At 27.0% G+C, this 18,775-nt stretch carries 13 protein-coding genes and 1 rRNA gene; 2 read left to right on the top strand and 12 right to left on the bottom strand.

What is annotated here, in order from left to right; translation table 4 throughout:
- Nucleotide 1: 1 nt before the first annotated feature.
- The 6 genes from ruvX to fba all read right to left on the bottom strand — a co-directional run bounded on the left by ruvX (nt 2) and on the right by fba (nt 9,268).
- Nucleotides 2-418, bottom strand: coding sequence for a Holliday junction resolvase RuvX (ruvX, locus tag NV226_RS02845; RefSeq protein WP_258210812.1), 417 nt, complete (start codon nt 416-418; stop codon nt 2-4).
- Nucleotides 411-3,038, bottom strand: coding sequence for an alanine--tRNA ligase (alaS, locus tag NV226_RS02850; RefSeq protein ID WP_258210813.1), 2,628 nt, complete (start codon nt 3,036-3,038; stop codon nt 411-413). Before alaS ends, ruvX begins: the two co-directional genes overlap by 8 nt.
- A 16-nt stretch (nt 3,039-3,054) precedes the next feature.
- On the bottom strand, nt 3,055-5,970 hold the full coding sequence (locus tag NV226_RS02855) for a lysylphosphatidylglycerol synthase domain-containing protein (RefSeq protein ID WP_258210814.1): 2,916 nt from the start codon (nt 5,968-5,970) through the stop codon (nt 3,055-3,057).
- Nucleotides 5,960-7,738 (bottom strand): ribonuclease J, encoded by a 1,779-nt coding sequence (locus NV226_RS02860; protein WP_258210815.1) that lies wholly within the window; start codon nt 7,736-7,738, stop codon nt 5,960-5,962. Before NV226_RS02860 ends, NV226_RS02855 begins: the two co-directional genes overlap by 11 nt.
- A 128-nt stretch (nt 7,739-7,866) precedes the next feature.
- A complete protein-coding gene (locus tag NV226_RS02865; RefSeq protein ID WP_258210816.1) occupies nt 7,867-8,379 on the bottom strand; it encodes a thermonuclease family protein in 513 nt (170 codons plus the stop codon).
- Between the two features lie 22 nt (nt 8,380-8,401).
- A complete protein-coding gene (fba, locus tag NV226_RS02870; RefSeq protein WP_258210817.1) occupies nt 8,402-9,268 on the bottom strand; it encodes a class II fructose-1,6-bisphosphate aldolase in 867 nt (288 codons plus the stop codon).
- A gap of 216 nt (nt 9,269-9,484) precedes the next feature.
- Here fba and NV226_RS02875 point away from each other — a divergent pair, with 216 nt between their 5' ends.
- Complete coding sequence (locus NV226_RS02875; RefSeq protein ID WP_258210818.1) at nt 9,485-10,276, top strand: MurR/RpiR family transcriptional regulator; 792 nt, start codon at nt 9,485-9,487, stop codon at nt 10,274-10,276.
- A gap of 70 nt (nt 10,277-10,346) precedes the next feature.
- On the opposite strand, the gene gnd is transcribed toward NV226_RS02875, so the two are convergent.
- The 3 genes from gnd to NV226_RS02890 form a co-directional block, all read right to left on the bottom strand.
- Nucleotides 10,347-11,249, bottom strand: coding sequence for a phosphogluconate dehydrogenase (NAD(+)-dependent, decarboxylating) (gene gnd, locus NV226_RS02880; protein ID WP_258210819.1), 903 nt, complete (start codon nt 11,247-11,249; stop codon nt 10,347-10,349).
- Nucleotides 11,249-12,874, bottom strand: coding sequence for a PTS transporter subunit EIIC (locus NV226_RS02885; protein ID WP_258210820.1), 1,626 nt, complete (start codon nt 12,872-12,874; stop codon nt 11,249-11,251). Before NV226_RS02885 ends, gnd begins: the two co-directional genes overlap by 1 nt.
- A gap of 180 nt (nt 12,875-13,054) precedes the next feature.
- A complete protein-coding gene (locus NV226_RS02890; RefSeq protein ID WP_258210821.1) occupies nt 13,055-14,668 on the bottom strand; it encodes an ABC-F family ATP-binding cassette domain-containing protein in 1,614 nt (537 codons plus the stop codon).
- Nucleotides 14,669-14,771: 103 nt separating this feature from the next.
- Between NV226_RS02890 and NV226_RS02895 the strand changes: the two genes are divergently transcribed.
- On the top strand, nt 14,772-16,295 hold the full coding sequence (locus tag NV226_RS02895; protein ID WP_258210822.1) for an MATE family efflux transporter: 1,524 nt from the start codon (nt 14,772-14,774) through the stop codon (nt 16,293-16,295).
- A gap of 43 nt (nt 16,296-16,338) precedes the next feature.
- Here NV226_RS02895 and NV226_RS02900 read toward each other — a convergent pair whose 3' ends face one another.
- The 3 genes from NV226_RS02900 to NV226_RS02910 form a co-directional block, all read right to left on the bottom strand.
- Nucleotides 16,339-17,175, bottom strand: a complete 837-nt coding sequence (locus NV226_RS02900) for an MAG0110 family membrane protein (protein WP_258210823.1) — start codon at nt 17,173-17,175, stop codon at nt 16,339-16,341.
- Nucleotides 17,176-17,248: 73 nt separating this feature from the next.
- Nucleotides 17,249-17,354, bottom strand: a 5S ribosomal RNA gene (gene rrf / locus NV226_RS02905).
- A gap of 111 nt (nt 17,355-17,465) precedes the next feature.
- The gene (locus NV226_RS02910) at nt 17,466-18,563 is read right to left on the bottom strand and encodes a zinc-binding dehydrogenase (protein ID WP_258210824.1); all 1,098 of its coding nucleotides are present in this window, start codon (nt 18,561-18,563) and stop codon (nt 17,466-17,468) included.
- Between the last annotated feature and the right edge of the window lie 212 nt (nt 18,564-18,775).

Genomic DNA, 18,775 nt, shown 5'->3' on the forward strand with positions numbered 1-18,775 from the left:
TTTAACCACCTGTTAAATAATTTTCTAAAATAATTTGTGCAGCCATTTTATCTTTTTTTTGTTTTCTTCTTTTTTGTGAAAGTCCACCGATTCTCATTATTTCATTTGCTTGCTTAGTTGATAATCTTTCATCTATTAAAATAATAGGCACTTGAAAATTATTTTTTAATTTTTCATGAAAATTTTCCACCATAAAAGTTCTTTCGCTTTTAGTACCTGTCATTCTTGTAGGATAACCTAGAACTATTTTTTCAATTTTATAAATTGAAAAATATCTTTTAATTTCTTCAATTACTTCATCAAATTGATTTTCTGCAAATAAAAAATTATCTAATGCTTGAGAAATAACTTTTAATTCATCTGTAATTGCAAAACCGCAAGTTTTTGTTCCAAGATCCAAGGCTAAAATTCTAGACATAATTTTTGATAGCTTCTTTAACTATATTTAAAATATTATCATTTAAATCACAAGATCCTTGCGCAATAATTGCAGAACCACCACCTTTTCCGTTTACTTTACTAAAAATATTTTTTAATAATTGGTTGGAATCTAAAACTTTTGATGAAATTACCAGTAATTGTTTTTGTGATTGGGATCCTAAAACAAAAATATTTTGAGGATATTTTTCTCTTAATTCAGCGGCAATAATTTTAAGTGTTTCTACAGGAAAATTACAATTAATGTAAACATCAAAATTACCAATTTTTTCAAAAGTTATTTCTAAATCATCAGTTTTAACTTGTGTTTTTTGTTTTAATAATTTTTTATTTATTTCTCTAGCTTCATTAATGTTATTAGTTAAAATTTCAAGATTTTTTTCTAAGTTTTGAGTTAGAGTTAATTCCAATTTATAGTTATTATCTAATGCTTGGTTTTTGTCAACAATTTTTTGTAAAATTTCAACTTGTTCCTTATTTTTTTCTAATAAAAATTTATTAATTAATTGATTTGTAGTAATTGCTCTAATTCTGTAAATACCAACACCTTTATTTTCAACATTTACAATTTTAAAATTTTCAATTCCCTTAGAGTTATAAATATGAGTTCCTCCACAAAGATCGATTGTGATATTTTCAAATTCAACTAATCTTACATTATTAGGATCCATATATTCAGTTTCTTCAAGTGTCATAATAGCATTTAACTCTCTAGCCTTTTTTAAATCAGTTTCTAAGTAGTTTCTATTTGCACTTTGCTTGATATACTCACGAACTAAATTTTCGATTTGTTTAATTTCTTTTTCTGTAGGTTTATGATCTAAAGGAAAGTCAAATGTTAGTCGCTCTTCATTATTATCTGATCCTAATTGTTCAATTGTAGATCCATAAATTTCCCTTAAAGCTTTAAACAATAAATGAGTGGATGAATGGTTAATTTCTAGTTTTGTTCTGTTTTGGGGATTTACAAAACATTCTACTTCATCTTTGAAATTAATTTTTCCTTTAACTACATGTATATTATTTCCGTGTTTATCTTTGAATACTTCAAGAATTTCAATTTTATTATCTTTTTGTAAAAGATAACCTTGATCATGTTTTTGACCACCACCTGTTGCATAAAAAGTAGTTTTATCTAGAATTAAAAATGCTTTACCTTCAATTTCATCAACAGTTTTTTCTGTGTTAGCTAGAAATAAAATTTTTGCTTTTGTTTGTAAATTATCATAACCAATAAATTTTGAAATTTTTGTTTTTACTAAACTTAAAGAATTAATTGCTTTTTGCATTGCAACTTTTTTGTTACCGCGAGATTTATCTGCATGTTTTTTTAAATAATCATCAAATAAATTAATATCTAAATCAATGTTTTTTTCTTTTAATATTTCTTGTGTTAATTCAATTGGAAACCCATATGTTTCATACATTTTAAAAGCAACTTCAAAATCTAAATTGTGTGGATTTTTAGCAATTTCTTTTTCAAGTAATTTTTGTCCTTGATCAATTGTTTCTGAAAAGAATTCTTCTTCTTCCTTAATTATTTGTGAAACTTGTGCCACATCAATATCAAATACCAAAGATTTTTTTACTACATCAACCAGTTTATATAAAAATGTTTTTTGTTTGATGTTTAGTTTTTTACCTGAACGATAAGCTCTTCTAATCAGTCTTCTGATGATATAACCACGAGATACATTAGAAGGTTTTACACCATCATTAATAGCATTTATTGCAGCTCTAATATGATCAGCAATAATTTTAAAATATGTATTAATTAGTTTTTGATCTGCATTTTTTGTAAAGTAATTATTAGGATCATATTTAAAATCTGTCATTTCTTCAATAGCATTAATAATAGGTATAAATAAATCTGTATCAAAATTTGTGGGGGCATCTTGTAAAATAGAAACAATTCTTTCTAAACCTGCACCAGTATCAATATTTTTTTGTGCAAGCTCTGTATAATTATTTTTACCATCATTATTAAATTGTGAAAATACAATGTTTCAAATTTCGATATAGCGATCATTTTCAATATCTTCTTTTAAAAGTTCAATTCCTCGAGAATCAAATTTTTCACCACGATCATAAAAAATTTCACTACATGGGCCACAAGGTCCTTGCCCCATATCTCAAAAGTTTGTTTTTCTAGATCCTGCAATAATATGTTCTTCTTTGATCCCTAAATTTTTTCAATATTGCTTGGTTTCTAAATCTTCTCCAAAATATGTAATATAAATTCTGCTAATATCTAAATTTAAGTAATTAATCAAAAAATCATAAGCCATTTCAATTGCTTCTTTTTTAAAATAATCACCAATTGAAAAATTACCTAACATTTCAAACATTGTATGATGTCTGGAAGTAATACCTACATTTTCAATATCATTAGTTCTAATCGCTTTTTGAGAGTTAGTTAATCTTGGGTGTGGTGGTTTTCTTTTTCCTGAAAAAAAATCTTTCAAAGTTGCAACTCCAGAATTAATTCATAACAGTGAAGGATCATTTTGAGGAACTAGTGATTTAGTTTCTACTATTTTATGATCATTTTTTACAAAAAAATCTAATCATAATTGTCTAATTTCTTTTGAACTTTTCATAAAACTCCTTAGTTATCTAAATTGTTAATAAAGCTGCAATTAATCCTGAAATTCCTAAGATTCAAACAACAGTTATTATTTTGAAAAAATAAGTTTTTGTTCTTTTACTCAATAATAAAGTATTGTGTTTTAAAGCTAAACTTTGATTAATTTGAATTTTATTATATTTTTCAATTCTCTTTTGACCAACTCAAACTGTAAGTAATGATAAACCAGAAAATATTGTTGGTATTTGATAAAATAAAAATAAATTTAAAAATGAGTAAATTTTTGATACTTCTTGTGTATAAAGTTTAACTCCGGTTTTTTCTTCAAAATGGGAAGCTGGATAGAATATCAATTTGAAGATCTCAATTACAATAAAGTCTCCTGTTCCAACTCCACCAGGTGTAATGGAAATTGAATTAGCAGATTTAACAATATTTGTTCCTATTCAAATATTTAAATAGAATCCACCTTCCAGATTTGGTACTAACATATTCATCAATAAGCCAATAAAAGGTGCAAAAGTTAAAATTGCTGAAATTAATTTAATAATTAAGACTACAAAAAATAACTTAAAATTTTTCAAAATAGAAATAAAGTTATTTCTCGTCTTTTCAAATCCATAGTATTTACTTCCTGAAAGTTTTGCCGGATCTAATACAAATGTATAAGGTATTCATTCTAAAATATAAATTCAAGTACTCACTATTTTTATTTGTAATCATTTTCAATAAGCCAAAATTCAGTAAAGTAAAACACCTAAACCATTTATAATAACACCTAAAATTAAACTCACAGTAATTGTATAACTAGCTTGTGTTCCTTGCGCAAAAAAATCACTATAAAAAGTAAAAATAAAGGGCAACATAATTAAACTGTAAAGCACTAAGGTGATTTGAAAAATAAAACCTGAAGCTAAATATGATGCTGCTAATTTACTTGTATCATATCCTTTTTTTCTTAGATATCAAAAGGATACAATATCCCCCCCTACATAAAATGGCGTGATATTGGAAACAGAAATTCCTATAAAACTAGACATAAATAAATCTCAAATTTTGATTTTTACATTTTGTTTTTTTAACATCCAAGCAATAGTTACTGAATAAAGAATATTAAGGATAATCAAATTCCCTGCTGTTATTAAAATAAAATAAGTTCGTGTAAGACGATTTTGGGTAAATATGGCTCAGGCATCTCTAAAAATTTTTAATCCATTTTCTGAGTCAGTATAAAGAAATCTAAAAGTTAGATAAAAAATAACTGCTAAAAATAATAATGATAAAGAATATTTAATTGTTGTTTTTTTAATATTGGATTTTTCCAGTTTTGACAACATTTCCTTCTTAGAATTAATTTCTTCAATAATTGCTTTTTCTTTTATAACTTTTTTAGAAAAATGCTCGGTTGATACAGGAGTTCTTACAATATACTTTAATTCATTTTTGTAGTTGTTATATTTAATAAGAATATCAGTTTTATCTAATAAAATTAACTGCAAAACAACATAATTGTTTTCAAATTTCGTTTTTCTTCTATTAATTATTTTTTGATTATTTAAATTTTCTAATTTTTCAATTCTAGCAACTAAATTCAATGCTTCTTCTTTATTAACATATTGAATTTCTGTGTTTTCTCTATATAAGCCATTTGTTTGTTGAATTTCACTTAAAACATCAAATAAAGTTTTTTCTCATTTTTTGTAGTAAGAAGCCATTTCTAAAATTTTCATTGCAAAAGTTAAAGCATCAAAACTACTTAATGCTTGATGTTTGGCAACAAAAAACTTGTTTTCTTCATCAAAATAAATGCTAAATCCCGGATTTTTTTGGATTTTTCTTAATACAATATTTCTGTTATCTGAAACAATAACTTTTGATTTGGGGATTTCTTTAACATAACTGTCGATAAATGAAGTTGTGGTATCTAGTCTGTAAAAATTAACTTTTTCTGATTTAGTTTCTTTTAAATAATTTAAATACAAAATAATTAATGAATTGTAGTCTAAATATTTGACTAAAGATTTTTGTTTTACTAAACAAGCAATTTCTGTTGAGTCAGTTGAAAAAATAAAACCAATATCATTTTTTTCTTTTTTAATTTTTTTTGATAAAAATTTTAAAACAGAATTTTGTTTAATTAAAGCTTTATTTCTGTCTAATTTAAAAATTTTATTTTCAATTTGATAGTCTGTAAACTTGTAATTTAATCTTCTGAATGATTGTCTCAAAAATTCTTCTTGTGCCATACTTAAAGAAATATAAGAAAAAGAAAAATTAGGTTCTTTATTAACTTTGTTTTCTTTTAAAATGTATTCGACATATTCATCAAAAATTTCTGAATCAATATAATTAATTTTTTTAAGGTTAAATTTTTCTTTTTTTTGTTTTTGAATTTCTGAATAATGTATTCTACTATTTAAAATTTCGATTTCTTCAGTTGTAAAGCTTTTATTTTCTTGATTTTTAAAAGAAAAAGTAAAATTATCAGCAATTGAATTATTTTTTGAAACATAAATCAAGTTGTTTAAATTTAATTGATTCATTGTAAAAAATGAAACAGAAAAAGGAGTGGCATGATTTTCTGTAAAGTTATAAACTTTAATTCCATAATGAATTAAAAAAGAAGAAAGAAAAGAAGAAAAAATAGATGAATCTTCATTTTCATCATGTCCAATTAGTACAGTTTGTTTTTTTGCTTCATATTTTTGCTTTAGAAGACTTGCATAGTTATAAGCAATTAAGGCAATTGTATTAACATTAATCTGTTCTTCATTTTCTCCAGCAACTGAAATTATTTTATCTTCTACAACTTTCAAAGATGAATTTAAACGGCTAATTTTTTTTAAAAATTTTAAATTATGAAATTTTTCAAAATTAAATTTACCTAATAGTTTGTTAGAGGTTTGAAAATATGATCAATCATCTCTAACAGAACTATTTTTCATTTTGATCCTCTTTTGCCTCTTTTAAAGGTTTTTTATTATTTGGCTTATTGTTTTTTGATTTTTTTACAGGCTTTGGTGTATTTGAGTTTTGTTTAGCTTTTTTATCTATCATTAGAATTGAAGTAAGAATAACTGGTTTTCTCCTTTTTTCTTTGTAGATATAGGATTCTAATCTTTCTTTTACAAGTTTCTTAATTTGGGGAATACTTCAATCTGGACTATTTTTAATTAAAAACAAGATTGAACGATGCACAATTTTTTTGCATTCTTCTACAAGCTCTGTGGAAGTTTTGACATAGAACGATCCTCTTGATACAATTCTTGGTCTACCAATAATTGTATTTTTATTTTTGTCAATAGCAACAATTACATTAACAAATCCGCTTTCACCTAAAAGTACTCTTTCCTTGATTGTTTGAGTATTAGATTTTGAAACAACATCACCTTCAACATATACAGGTCCTACTTCAATTGTTTCTTTTGAAATTGTAAGTTTTTTATTTTTTAAATATAAAACTTCACCATTACGAGGAATAATAATGTTTTTAGGATCTACTCCGTTTTTTTCTGCTGTATTTCCGTGAACAACTGACATTCTGTATTCTCCATGATAAGGTACAAAATATGTAGGTTTTGTAGTTTGAAAAATTTTATCATGTTCTTCCTGATAGGCATGCCCTGAAGTATGTAAATATCCATCTACTCCGTTTTCTTTTATTATTGCGCCTAGTTTGTATAGTTTATTAACTAATAACTCAATTTTCATTCTGTTTCCAGGTATTGGCGAAGATGAAAAAATAATCATATCATTATGTTTGATTGAAATCTGCGGGTGTTTACCTGTGGCCATTTTTGCTAAGGCTGCAAGGCGTTCACCTTGAGAACCTGTAGTTAAAATCAATAATTCATTATCTTGATATTTAGAAATATTTTTTTTGTCCACAAAAACGGTATCAGGTACATTTAAATATCCTAATTTTCTACCAATGTTAATTCCATTAACCATCGATCTACCAAAAATTACAACTTTTTTTTCTAACTTTGCAGCTAGTTCAATAATCGCTGTAAGTCTAGTTAAATTAGAGGCAAAAGCTGTAAGAATAATTTTTTTTTCTGCACTTCTAAATAAATCTTCAATATCTTTTAAAATATCTTTTTCACTAGGAGAATGCATGGGACGCATAGCATTTGTCGAATCAGAAAGTAAAACTGTTAAATCTTCTTTTCCCATTTGTTCTAGTTTTGAAAAATCTGTAAGATTACCAATCGGTGTATAGTCAAATCTAAAATCTCCTGTACACATAATTGATCCGTCCTCAGTTTGAACTCTAATTCCAAAAGCATCCGGAATTGAGTGCTGAGCTGTTCAAAAATCAACTTTGACATCTGAAAAATCAATAACTAAATCTTTTTCTATTTCAATAAATTCAACTTTATTTCTGATTCTTTTTTCTTCAAATTTTAATTTTAAATATTGAACAGCAATTTTAGGTGCATAAATTCTTTTAACATTAACTTGCTGCACTAAAAAAGGAATGCCACCAATGTGATCTTCATGTCCGTGTGTTATAAACACACCTTGAATTTTGTCTTGGTTTTCTTTTAAATATCCATAATCAGGGATTACACCTTTAATTCCTGTAACAAAACTATCTGCAAATTTTATTCCTGAATCAATGATAATAATTGAATTATTTTTTTCAATAACAAGCGTGGATTTACCTATTTCTTGCATTCCACCCAAACCAAATAATTTAGTTGGTTTCATAGATAGACTCCTCAATATATATGTAATTAATAATTAAAAAATTATGTTGTTAGCATAATTTTTAAAAGGTTTAGTTTTACTTTTTAAATAACAGTAAAATATGCTATATTATAACATTTATTACTTAATTATTTTCATATTCCTAGAGAAAGCGACTTTGCATAATTCTCAGCTGCAATCAGTTGCTTAAAATATTCCGTGTCAGAATTGAAGAATTTATCATTGATTTCATTATTGATAAATGCAACTTCTGCTAATCCTTCTTTTAGCAAAATTATTGAAATATCATTTTTGTTTAAAAAAACTTTTGCCACAGTTCTTTCATAAATATCTTTAGAAATTTTTATAATTTCTACTGTTTTTTGTTCTACTAATTCACGTAATCGATTAGTTGCTTTTTCTGCTCAATAGCGAATTAATCCGCTAGTTTTAATAAATTCTTTGTTGCTATTTTTTATAGACATTTCCCGGGCATTAATACCATGAAGACGGATTTTTTCAGCATTTTTATTTAAAATTAAAGTATCGCCATCAATCACTTTGGAAACAAAAAATTTTTCTGTATTGTGTTTATGTATACAAGAACTTAAAATGAAAATTGGTGACAATAATGTCAAAATTTTTAATGATTTTTTGTACATTAAAAAAAGAAAATAAGGCCAATTACGCCTTATTTGCTGAACCTAATTCAAGAATTTTTTCTGTAACAGTTCTTTCCATAGCTGCTATACCAGGAGCATATAATTTTCTTGGATCAAAGTTTTTGCCTTTTTTAGCTTCTCCAGATTCAACATAATCCCAAATAGCTTTAGCATTTGCTTGTTGTAATTCGGTGTTAATATTAATTTTAGAAATACCTAATGAGATTGCTTTAAGAACTTGTTCTTTAGGGATCCCTGAACCACCATGTAATACTAACCCAATTTTTGCAGCTTCTCTAAGTTTATCGATAGCTTCAAAATTTAAAGTTTTTCATTCTGCAGGGTAAGGGCCATGAATATTTCCGATTCCCGCTGCTAGCATTGTTAGACCTAAAGCTGCCATTTTTGCTGCTTCAGCAGGATCTGCAATTTCTCCTGATCCAATAATTCCATCTTCTTCACCACCAATTGAACCAACTTCGGCTTCAACTGAAATATTATGTTTGTTAGCAAACTCAACAATTTTTTTTGTATTTTCATAATTTGTTTCAAATGATTCATGTGAACCATCATACATCACTGATGTATATCCAGCTTCAATAGCATTAATACATCCTTGGTATGATCCATGGTCTAAATGTAAAGCTACAGGGACAGTAATTTTTTGGTCTTTAATTAATCCTTTAACCATACCTACAACTACATTTAATCCCCCCATGTATTTAACTGCTCCTTCTGAAGTTGCAATAATAATAGGTGAATTCATTTGTTGTGCTGTTAGTAAAACTGTTTTTGCTCACTCTAAATTGTTAATATTAATATGTGGAACTGCATATTTATTTTCAAATGCTTTTTTGATCATGTCTTTAGCATTTACTAAATTATTCATTATATCTCCTTGTAAATTAAAAATATCTTATAAATTATAATGTTTTTATATTTTTTTCCTTCATTTTTTTACGATGTTTTACATAAATTTTAGGTATTGATTTAAGATAATTTTTTTATTATTGTACCTATTTATAAAATGTAAAAAAAACTAACTTTTGTATAAAAAAAACTAAATATTTTTAGTTTTTAGTTTTAATTTGCTAAAATTTTTTTAATGGAAACTTCACTTATTAAGGCAATTGAAAGAATTGCTAAACAGAAAGTAAATCTTGTTTACAGCTCAATCGCTGAAACTTTATTAAATAATATTCATAATTTAGAAAATTTTAATATTAATGATTATTCTAAAATGGCTTCGTGTTCTCCTGCTTCTTTTTTAAATTTTGCCAAACACTTAGGATACAGTGGAACTAAAAATTTAATTCCTGCAATAATGATGGAAAGAAATTTACTTAAAGTACAAAAAAGCGCAGTAGAAAGTGATAATTCCAATAAAAATTTAGATAAAAGTATAAGATTGGAAAACTATTTTAAATTTATGCAAGAATCTCTGGAATTTACAAATCAAGTAAATCGGGAAAACATTTTAAATTTTGATCAATATTTAAAAAAAGATCAAAAAATATATTTGGTAGGTAAGGGTGCAAACTTAGATGTAATTAATATTTTTGCAAATTATTTATCTAAGTTAGATTATCATGTTGTCCATAGTTTAGATTTTGAAGTGCAACAAAAATGAATTAAAAATTTTAGTGCTAATGATATAATAATTATTTTTTCTTTCACTGGTGGTTCTACACGTATTTCTAAAATTGTAAAACACGCCATAGAGAAAAATGCTAAAGTTATTAATTTTACTTCTAACCTTTTAAGTTATATTGCATCAGTTGCCACCCTTAATTTATCTGTTCCAAAAAATGAAGAAATTATGGAAGAACAAAGAACTGCAAGATTAAGTCTTTTATTTATTGTAATGCAAATTGTTTATGTATTAAAAGATAGATAATTTTTTAAAAAATATTGATCTAATAAAAAAATATTGCATACATTTTTTTATTAAAATGCATGCAATATTTTTATTTTTTAATTATAGTATGTCCTCCAAATTGCTTACGCAATTGGGCTAATAATTTATTTGCGAAAGGATCATTAGTAAATGATTGTTGTCTTAACATTAAAGATAGTGCAATTACTGGTGCAGGAACATCTAATTCTAATGCGGATTCTACAGTTCATTTAGCTTCGCCAGTAGCATTAACAAATCCACCAGTAGCTTCAAAATCTGCTTTGTTTTCTTTTCTAAAAACTTCAGCAGTTAATTCAATTAATCATGAACGAATTACAGAACCGGCGTTTCAAAGGTGGGCTACTTTTTCTAGATCAAAATCAAATTCACTTTTATCAAGGATGGCAAATCCTTCAGCAATAGCTTGCATCATTCCATATTCAATTCCATTATGAACCATTTTTAAGAAATGACCTGATCCTGTTTTACCAGCATGCAAAAATCCATCTTTTTGTGCAAGATCTTTAAATAACTGATTTACTTTTTTAATAGCTTCATTTTCTCCACCCACCATAAAGCAAGCACCATTTCTTGCTCCTGAAGGTCCTCCACTAGTTCCAGCATCTAAAAGAAAAACATTTTTAGCATTGCAAAGCTCTAAATTTTTCTTTGTATTTTTTCAGTTATTATTTCCTGTATCAATAATGATAGCTTCAGGAGATAAATATTTTAATAATTCTATGATAGTTTCTTCTGTCGGTTTGCCATGTGGAATTGATAACAAGTAAGTTGATTGTTCTCCAACTTCTTTTACAAGTTGCGCTATATCACTTACAAGTTTAATTTTATTTTTTAACAAATCATTTTCAGTTATATTAGGATCATAACCAATTACAGAGTAACCTTTGTCAACTGCATTCAAAGCAAAACCCGAACCCATTTTACCTAAACCGATAATTCCTATCTTTGTCATTATTTTTCCTCTGTCTTTTTGGTTTTATATTTTTTTAAATTTTCATAAAGTTCATTATATTCACTTTTATTTAAAAATTGTTTTACAGTATAAATATTATCTTTTTGTGTTTTTTCTTTTGCAAAATTTTCAAAAACGTTTGTAGTTACGACAATGTCAGCATCAGCTGGTAAGTCTTTTAAAGCTGCATTTGTAACCTCGATATCTATATTATTCTCTTTTACTCACTTCTTAATAATACCTGCTGCCATAGTAGATGATCCCAATCCGGCATCACATGCTACAACTATTTTTCTAGCTGCTGTATAATTGATTGCTTTTTGAGATTCTATTTTTGAATTTTCTGTAGCAAGTTGATCATTTGATCCATTTTCAAAACTCATTCCTTCGTCTGTGAAAACAACTCTAGTATTTGTTGATGCTTGTTGTGAGTCATTTTTTCTCTCTAGTCATAATAAGAAACCAGCTACAATGAAAGTAACAAATGCTCCTGAAAAAATACCTAATAAATTTATTCCTAAAGCATATCCATCAGGTGAAGTTCCAATTACAGAAATAATTGATCCAGGAGAAACTATAGTTGAAGTTCCTCCACCTAAAAAGCTGAAAACAGCCATAGATGTTGCTGCACCTAAAATTGTTGAAATAATCATTTTAGGTTTTGCAATAACATAAACATAGTATACTTCATGAATTCCACCAACTAGTTGAATTAAACTTGATCCTAAGGCGTTAGTTCTTTCTGTACCTTTTTTGAAAATTGCATATGCAATTAATAATCCAAACCCTGGTCCAGCATTTCCACCAAATAAGAAGAAAATTGATCTTGCAGCTTCTATACCTTCTTCCTGTAATGTTCTTATTTCCTCTAATCCTATTGGTGATAAAATTCCATGATTTAAAGCATTATTTAAAAAGATAGTTCTAGTTGGTTCTGTAAAAATTGTCATTAAAGGTGCTACATATTTATTATTACCAAATGCACCAATAATTTTTGTTAAGATTCATGTAATTCCAAACATGATTCATGCTCATGCGAAAAATAACACTAGTCCCATTAAAATCGCAATAATTGCTAATGAAAAATTTCGAATCAACATTTCAAAGCCAACTTTGACTTTATTAATATATAGTGACTCTATTTTCTTGAATGCTCAAACAGAAAAAGGTGCAACAATCATCGCTCCTACAATTTGATTCGGTGCTCTACCTGCTAAGCTTTTACCATCAATGGCAATTATTTCAGGGAAGATATTTCAAATTTCATCTGTACCTACAATAATGACTACTGTCATAAAGGCACCGAAAGCTGCACCTCTAACACCATAAATCATTTTCCCAGCATTAACTCCAATTAAAATTGGAATTAATCATTTAATTCCTGGGCCAACAATTGCGCCTAGTGAATTTAATGTATCTGGTTTATCTTGCCCGGTAAATCAACCGTGTGAACTCCCTGAATTGTATAAAAACATCGAAGTTCATAAACCTCATGCAATGAAAACACCAATTGAAGGTAGAATCATTCCAGCCATAAATGAACCAATTTTTTGAATTTTTTGACGCATACCTCCAGGAGCATACTTCTTAAAATTATTTGGTTTAATATTTTTGGTTAAAGTCATTTTATCCTTTCTTTTCTCTTCTAAATTTAGAGAAAAATTTTTATTAATTTCAATTATAAGTAGAAAAAATAATGATTTATTGTTTCTTAAATTTTTTATAATTTAGTGAAATTTTTCAAAAAAAAAAAAAAAAAACTTTCATTTTAAAAATGAAAGTAGTTAAAAGAAATTAATTGATATTTAGTAACCCATAGCTTCTTCATATTCGTCAAGCGTTCCTCTAAAAATGAATGAAGAATTTGGTTTTATTTCTAAAATAACATTTGCAACTTTTTTTACCAAAGCTCTATTATAAGTTGTAAAGATTGCTCCAGATTGATAATTTTGTAGTCCCTCAATTACTGAATCAATTGATTCAGTGTCTAAATGATCTAATGGTTGATCTAAAACTAAAAAGTTAGATTCTTTTAACATCATTCTCGAAAACATTAAACGAGCTTTTTCTCCACCTGATGTTACTTGGACATTTTTAAATACTGAATCTCCACTGAATAACATTCTTCCCAAAAAACTACGCATTCTTTGATCAGAATTGTCTTTAGTTGCTTCTGTAGTATTTTCTAAAGGCCATTTACTAATTCAGTCCATAATGGTTTCTTCTTTGGGAAAATATTTTGTATTATCAGAAGGAAAATAAGTCGTTTTAATTGTGTTTCCTCATTTTACTTCTCCAGATGTTGGTTTTTCTAAACCTAATAAAATTTCTAGTAACTTAGTTTTAGCAATATCATCCTCACCTAATAATGCTAATTTTTCACCATTAGATAAAGAAAAATTTAAGTTTGAAAATAAAGTTTCACCAGTTTTTGAAACATAAGAAAGATCTTGCACTTCTAAGATCTGTTTTCCTGGTCTTGTAAAAATATCGAAGCGAATGAAAGGATATTTTCTACTTGAAGGTTTAATTTCATCTAAAGTAATTTTCTCTAAAGCTTTTTTTCTAGAAGTGGCTTGTGATGATTTAGAAGCATTAGCTGAAAAACGAGCAATAAAAGCCTGAAGTTTAGCAATTTGATCTTCTTTTTTAGCATTTTGATTTTTTTGCATTTCACGCATTAATTCAGAAGATTCTTTTCAGAAACTGTAATTTCCTGTAAACATTTTAGCTTCTCCAAAATCAATATCTACAATATTTGTACATACTTGATCTAAAAAATCACTATCATGGGAAACTACAATAACAACATTTTCATAATCAATCAAAAAATTTTCTAATCATTTAATTGATTTAAGATCTAGATGGTTAGTAGGCTCATCCATAATTAAAACATCGGGATTACCAAATAAAGCTTTTGCTAAAAGTACTTTTACTTTTTGCGCAGCTTTTAAATCTTTCATTTGCAGGTTTCATTTTTCTTTTTCAATTCCTAAACCGGAAAGTAAAATTTGTGCATCATTTTCTGCACTTCAACCACCCATCATTCCGAATTGTTCTTCTAATTCACCTGCTCTTGTGTAATCTTCTTCAGAAGCATTAGGATCTGCATAAATATCATTTTTTTCTTTTTGAATTTCGTATAATTTTTGATTTCCCATAATTACAACATCTGTAACTACATAATCATTGTACATATTATGATCTTGCGAAAGAACAGAAATTCTTCTTTCTTTTTCAATAAAAACTTCACCTGATGATGGTTCAATTTCTTTTGCCAGTATTTTTAAGAAGGTTGATTTACCTGCTCCATTTGCTCCGATTATTCCGTATGTATTACCTTCAATGAATTTTAAATTAACATTATCAAACAGTTTTTTATCTGAAAAAATTTTTGACAAATTTCTTACTTCTAACATTTTTACCTTCTTTCAAATAAATTATGTCTATTATATAATAAGAGGTTATTTTTAATATATCAAACTAAAAAATAATTTTATTTTAGTATAATTACACTTTATAATGCTAAAAACTAAAAATACATCTAATAATTGATTTACACTAAATTTTAAATTAACTAGAAAGGAATGAAAAACTAACTTTTTCTTTTTACTACCAATAATTCTTTCATCCATCTTATTCGCATCTAACAACTTTGTGGATAATTTCATGGTTACACATATTAATGGCGGAATTTCTGCTTTGTCTTATGCCAATGCATGAATGGGAATTATTTTCGCTTTTTTAATTGGAATTAATATTGTTGGAAATATGCTTGTTGGACAATATAAAGGAACAGATAATATTAAAAATATTAATTCTTCAAATCGTTTAAGATATTTTGTTTCAGTATCTTTTGCAACTATTTTTTTTATTGGATCACAAATTTCACCAGAATGATTTATTTCATTTTTTGCTAGGACTAACCAAGGAATAGGTTATGAACTAGGTATAAGATACATTCGAATTGTGTCTGTAACTTGAATTACTACTGCTTGAATTTTTGTGAGTTCAAGTATTTGTCGTGAACTAGGTTCAGCTAAAGGAATTTTAATTGTTAACATAGTTTCAGTTTCATCAAACGTGCTTTTTAATATCATATTTTTAAATATTTTAAAAATGAGTGTTGAAGGAGCAGCTTATGCAACTTTAATTTCTAACTTTTTCTTTGTATTAACAACAGTTATTATTTTCTTAACAAGACAAAAAAAATATTTTGTTTTACCTTTTGCTTTTTGAGCGGTTTATAAAGAAATTTGAATTCACTATTTTAAAAGAATCCCAACAATGGTTATTTCTACAGTAAGTTTTCTTTTTATTGCTATTCGTGCTGTTTTTTGAAATCAAACTTTTCATGAAGGTTCTGTAGGTGAAGAACATTGAGCTTTAGGAGCTGCTGTTGTTTTGGGGATTACTAATTCCATTAATAATATTTTAACTTCAGCGTTTCCTTCGGTATCTGCTTCTGTTTCTAATTTTGTTGGTAAAAATTTAGGTGCTGGTAATATTGAAGAAGCTAAAAAAGAAGCACAAAAATTAAGAGGATTCAACTTTGTTTTCAGTATTGGTTTATCAGTTGTTTTTTCTCTTGTTTTTATGATTATTCTTAACACTAACCTTTTTGCTGGTGGAGTTTTAGACGATGTAAAAACCAAAATGATGCAAGAAGGTTGAACTGAAAGTGCAGCAATTAATGAAGCTAATACGGCAGCCAGTTTTTACTTAAAACAAATCCAGTACACCTTGATTCCTATTATTATTTTTAATCCATTTTGACTATGAATTATTACTACATCAAGGGCGATTGGTTCAGGTGGAAGAACTAATTTAACAGCTGTTTTTGACTTTGTATTTAACTTTTTACATGTTGTATTTTTAGCGATGTTAGTTTACTTAGTTGTACCAGCAATTAAAAACTCAGTTTCAAACGAAGCATTGTTACCAATTATTCTATTTATCTTTTATGCTTTTGAAGTTGTGATAAAAATTCCAATTTATGAGTATTTATTTTATCACTTTAAATGAGCTAAAAAAATTTATAAATAAAAAAATGGTTTTAAAACCATTTTTTTATTTTAGTTTTTATTATCTATTTTCTAAATGATCCCATAATTCTTGCAACATAATACATTAATCTGATGAAGGCAACAAATAATAATAAACTGTAAGCTAAAACTGCTCGATTAATCATTTCTTTTCCAATTTTAGTTTCTGAGTAATTACTTGTTTGATCTTCGTTTCATTCTACTTTTGGCATACGATTTAAATAATCATCTTCTGTTTTAATCTGGTACAAAATAAAACCAATATATAATGTGTAAAATAATGTTCCTAACGCTGTAACAAATGTGTAAAGCATATTGTTATTTGAAAGGAAAAAACCAATAATAGAAGAAATTATTAAGCTAATACCTAATACGATTAATAAAGGTGTAAGTTTATTGAAGTTGATAATATTTTTGTAAGCTAAAAATCCCATTATTCCCATTACACCAAAAGGTACTCCAATAATAATAAGCAATCCTTTAGCTCCTGAATCTGCATCTACAAATAAAATAAGTAGTGCTGCACTTATTGAATCAAAAAATACAATCGCTCCATAAAAAAATATCATAACTCACATAGGAATTCTCAAACTACGTGATATTACCATTCAGTATCCTACTATATTTACTATTATAAAGACTATTAATAAACCAATTCCAATTGCTCTTGAAGAAACTAATCTATTTAAAATGAAAGTAAATCCTTGTTGTACTGCTGGAATTCATAAAATTGCAAAGGCAAATCCGAATGTAAAAGCAAGTGTTGCTCCAAAAAGAGCTAAAGTTTTTCCTAAAATTAAATTTTTAACTCTTGCTTTTTCTGAAAAATCATTTGTTTCAGTCCCAAAAGGATTATTTTTTTTAAACATATTTTTTAACATAATAAATTTATTATATCAGTTTAGTGTTTTAATAAAAGTTTTTAAAATTAACCAAAGCAAAAAAGAAAATAAAAAAAAGCGACTCCCTATTTTTCCATCTCTGGTATCGTCGGCGTAAAGAGGCTTAACTGCTGAGTTCGGAATGGATTCAGGTGATCCCTCTTGCTTTGGTCACTCGAAAAATAATTTTATCTTATTTTTTAAAAAAATCAAGAAAAAAAATTTTCCATTATAAAATACAGTATTTTTTTGTTTTTATAATGGAAATAATCTGAATACTAATTTGTTTTTTAAGCTACTTTAATTGCTATTTTTAAAACTGGCTCACGGCGTGTTTCAAATAATTCATAAGCTTCTAAAATATCGTCAAATTTATATCTATGTGAAACTAATAAACTAGTATCAATTCTTTTTTCTTCTACTAATTTAATCAAGCGTCTCATTCTTTCACTTCCACCTGGACATAAAGATGTTTTAATTGTATTATCTCCTAAACCAGCATGAAAAAATTCTAGGGGAATTATTAAATCTTCTGAATAAACTCCTACAGATGAAAGTGTCCCACCAGGTCTTAAAACTTTTAAAGCATCTTGAAATGTTTGATTAGTTCCTAAACATTCAACAGATGCATCAGCCATACGTCCTTCTGTAATTCTTTTTACTGCTTCTAATAAGTTTTCATTTTTAACATTAACTGTATGAGTTGCTCCTAATTTTTTAGAAATATCTAAACGAGCATCATCAGTATCAGCTGTAATAATTTGTCCTGCTCCTAACAATTTTGCACCAATTGTTGCACTCAAACCAATCGGACCTTGAGCAATAACAACTACGGTATCTCCTAACTTAATATCAGCATTTTCTGAACCTTTAATTCCTGTAGAAAGAATATCAGGACACATTAATACTTCTTCATCACTTAAATTTTCTGGAATTTTAGCTACATTTCTCATTGCATCATGTACTAATAAATACTCAGCTTGTGCACCATCGATAGTATTACCAAATTTTCAACCGCCAATTGCTTTGTAACCAAACTTTTCTTCAGCTCCATCTTGTGAACTTTGTCCATACTGGCTAGCTGCCGAATGTCCTGAAGGAGTAATGGCGCCTGCTAAAACTCTTTCACCAATCTTAAATCCTTTAACATTTTTACCAAAAGCAGCAACAATTCCAACTGATTCATGTCCTAACGTTAATCCTGGTTTTACAGGATATTCAGCTTTTTTAATATGAATATCTGTTCCACAAATAGTTGTAGTAGTTACTTTAATTAATAAATCATTTGCCCCTACTTGAGGTATTGGTTTTTCGGTTATTGCAAGTTTATTTTTTTCTAAAAAAATTAATGCTTTCATTGTTTTAGGTAAATTTTCAAGAGATTTCATTTTTAGATAGATTCCTTTACTTAAAATATGTTTAGCAAAATTGCAAATTATTACTTTCTGTTTATTTCCTCCTTATGTTGTTATTAGCTATATTTTGCCCATCTAAAATTATATGTTTTATAAACCAGTAAAATAATTTTTAAAAAATAAAATATTTTACTGGTTATTTTTTAAAAAATTTCAGTAATAAAAAAATACTAATTTTTGTAATT

Source organism: Mycoplasma iguanae, assembly GCF_024722375.1.
Taxonomy (GTDB): domain Bacteria; phylum Bacillota_I; class Bacilli_A; order Mycoplasmatales; family Metamycoplasmataceae; genus Mycoplasma_M; species Mycoplasma_M iguanae.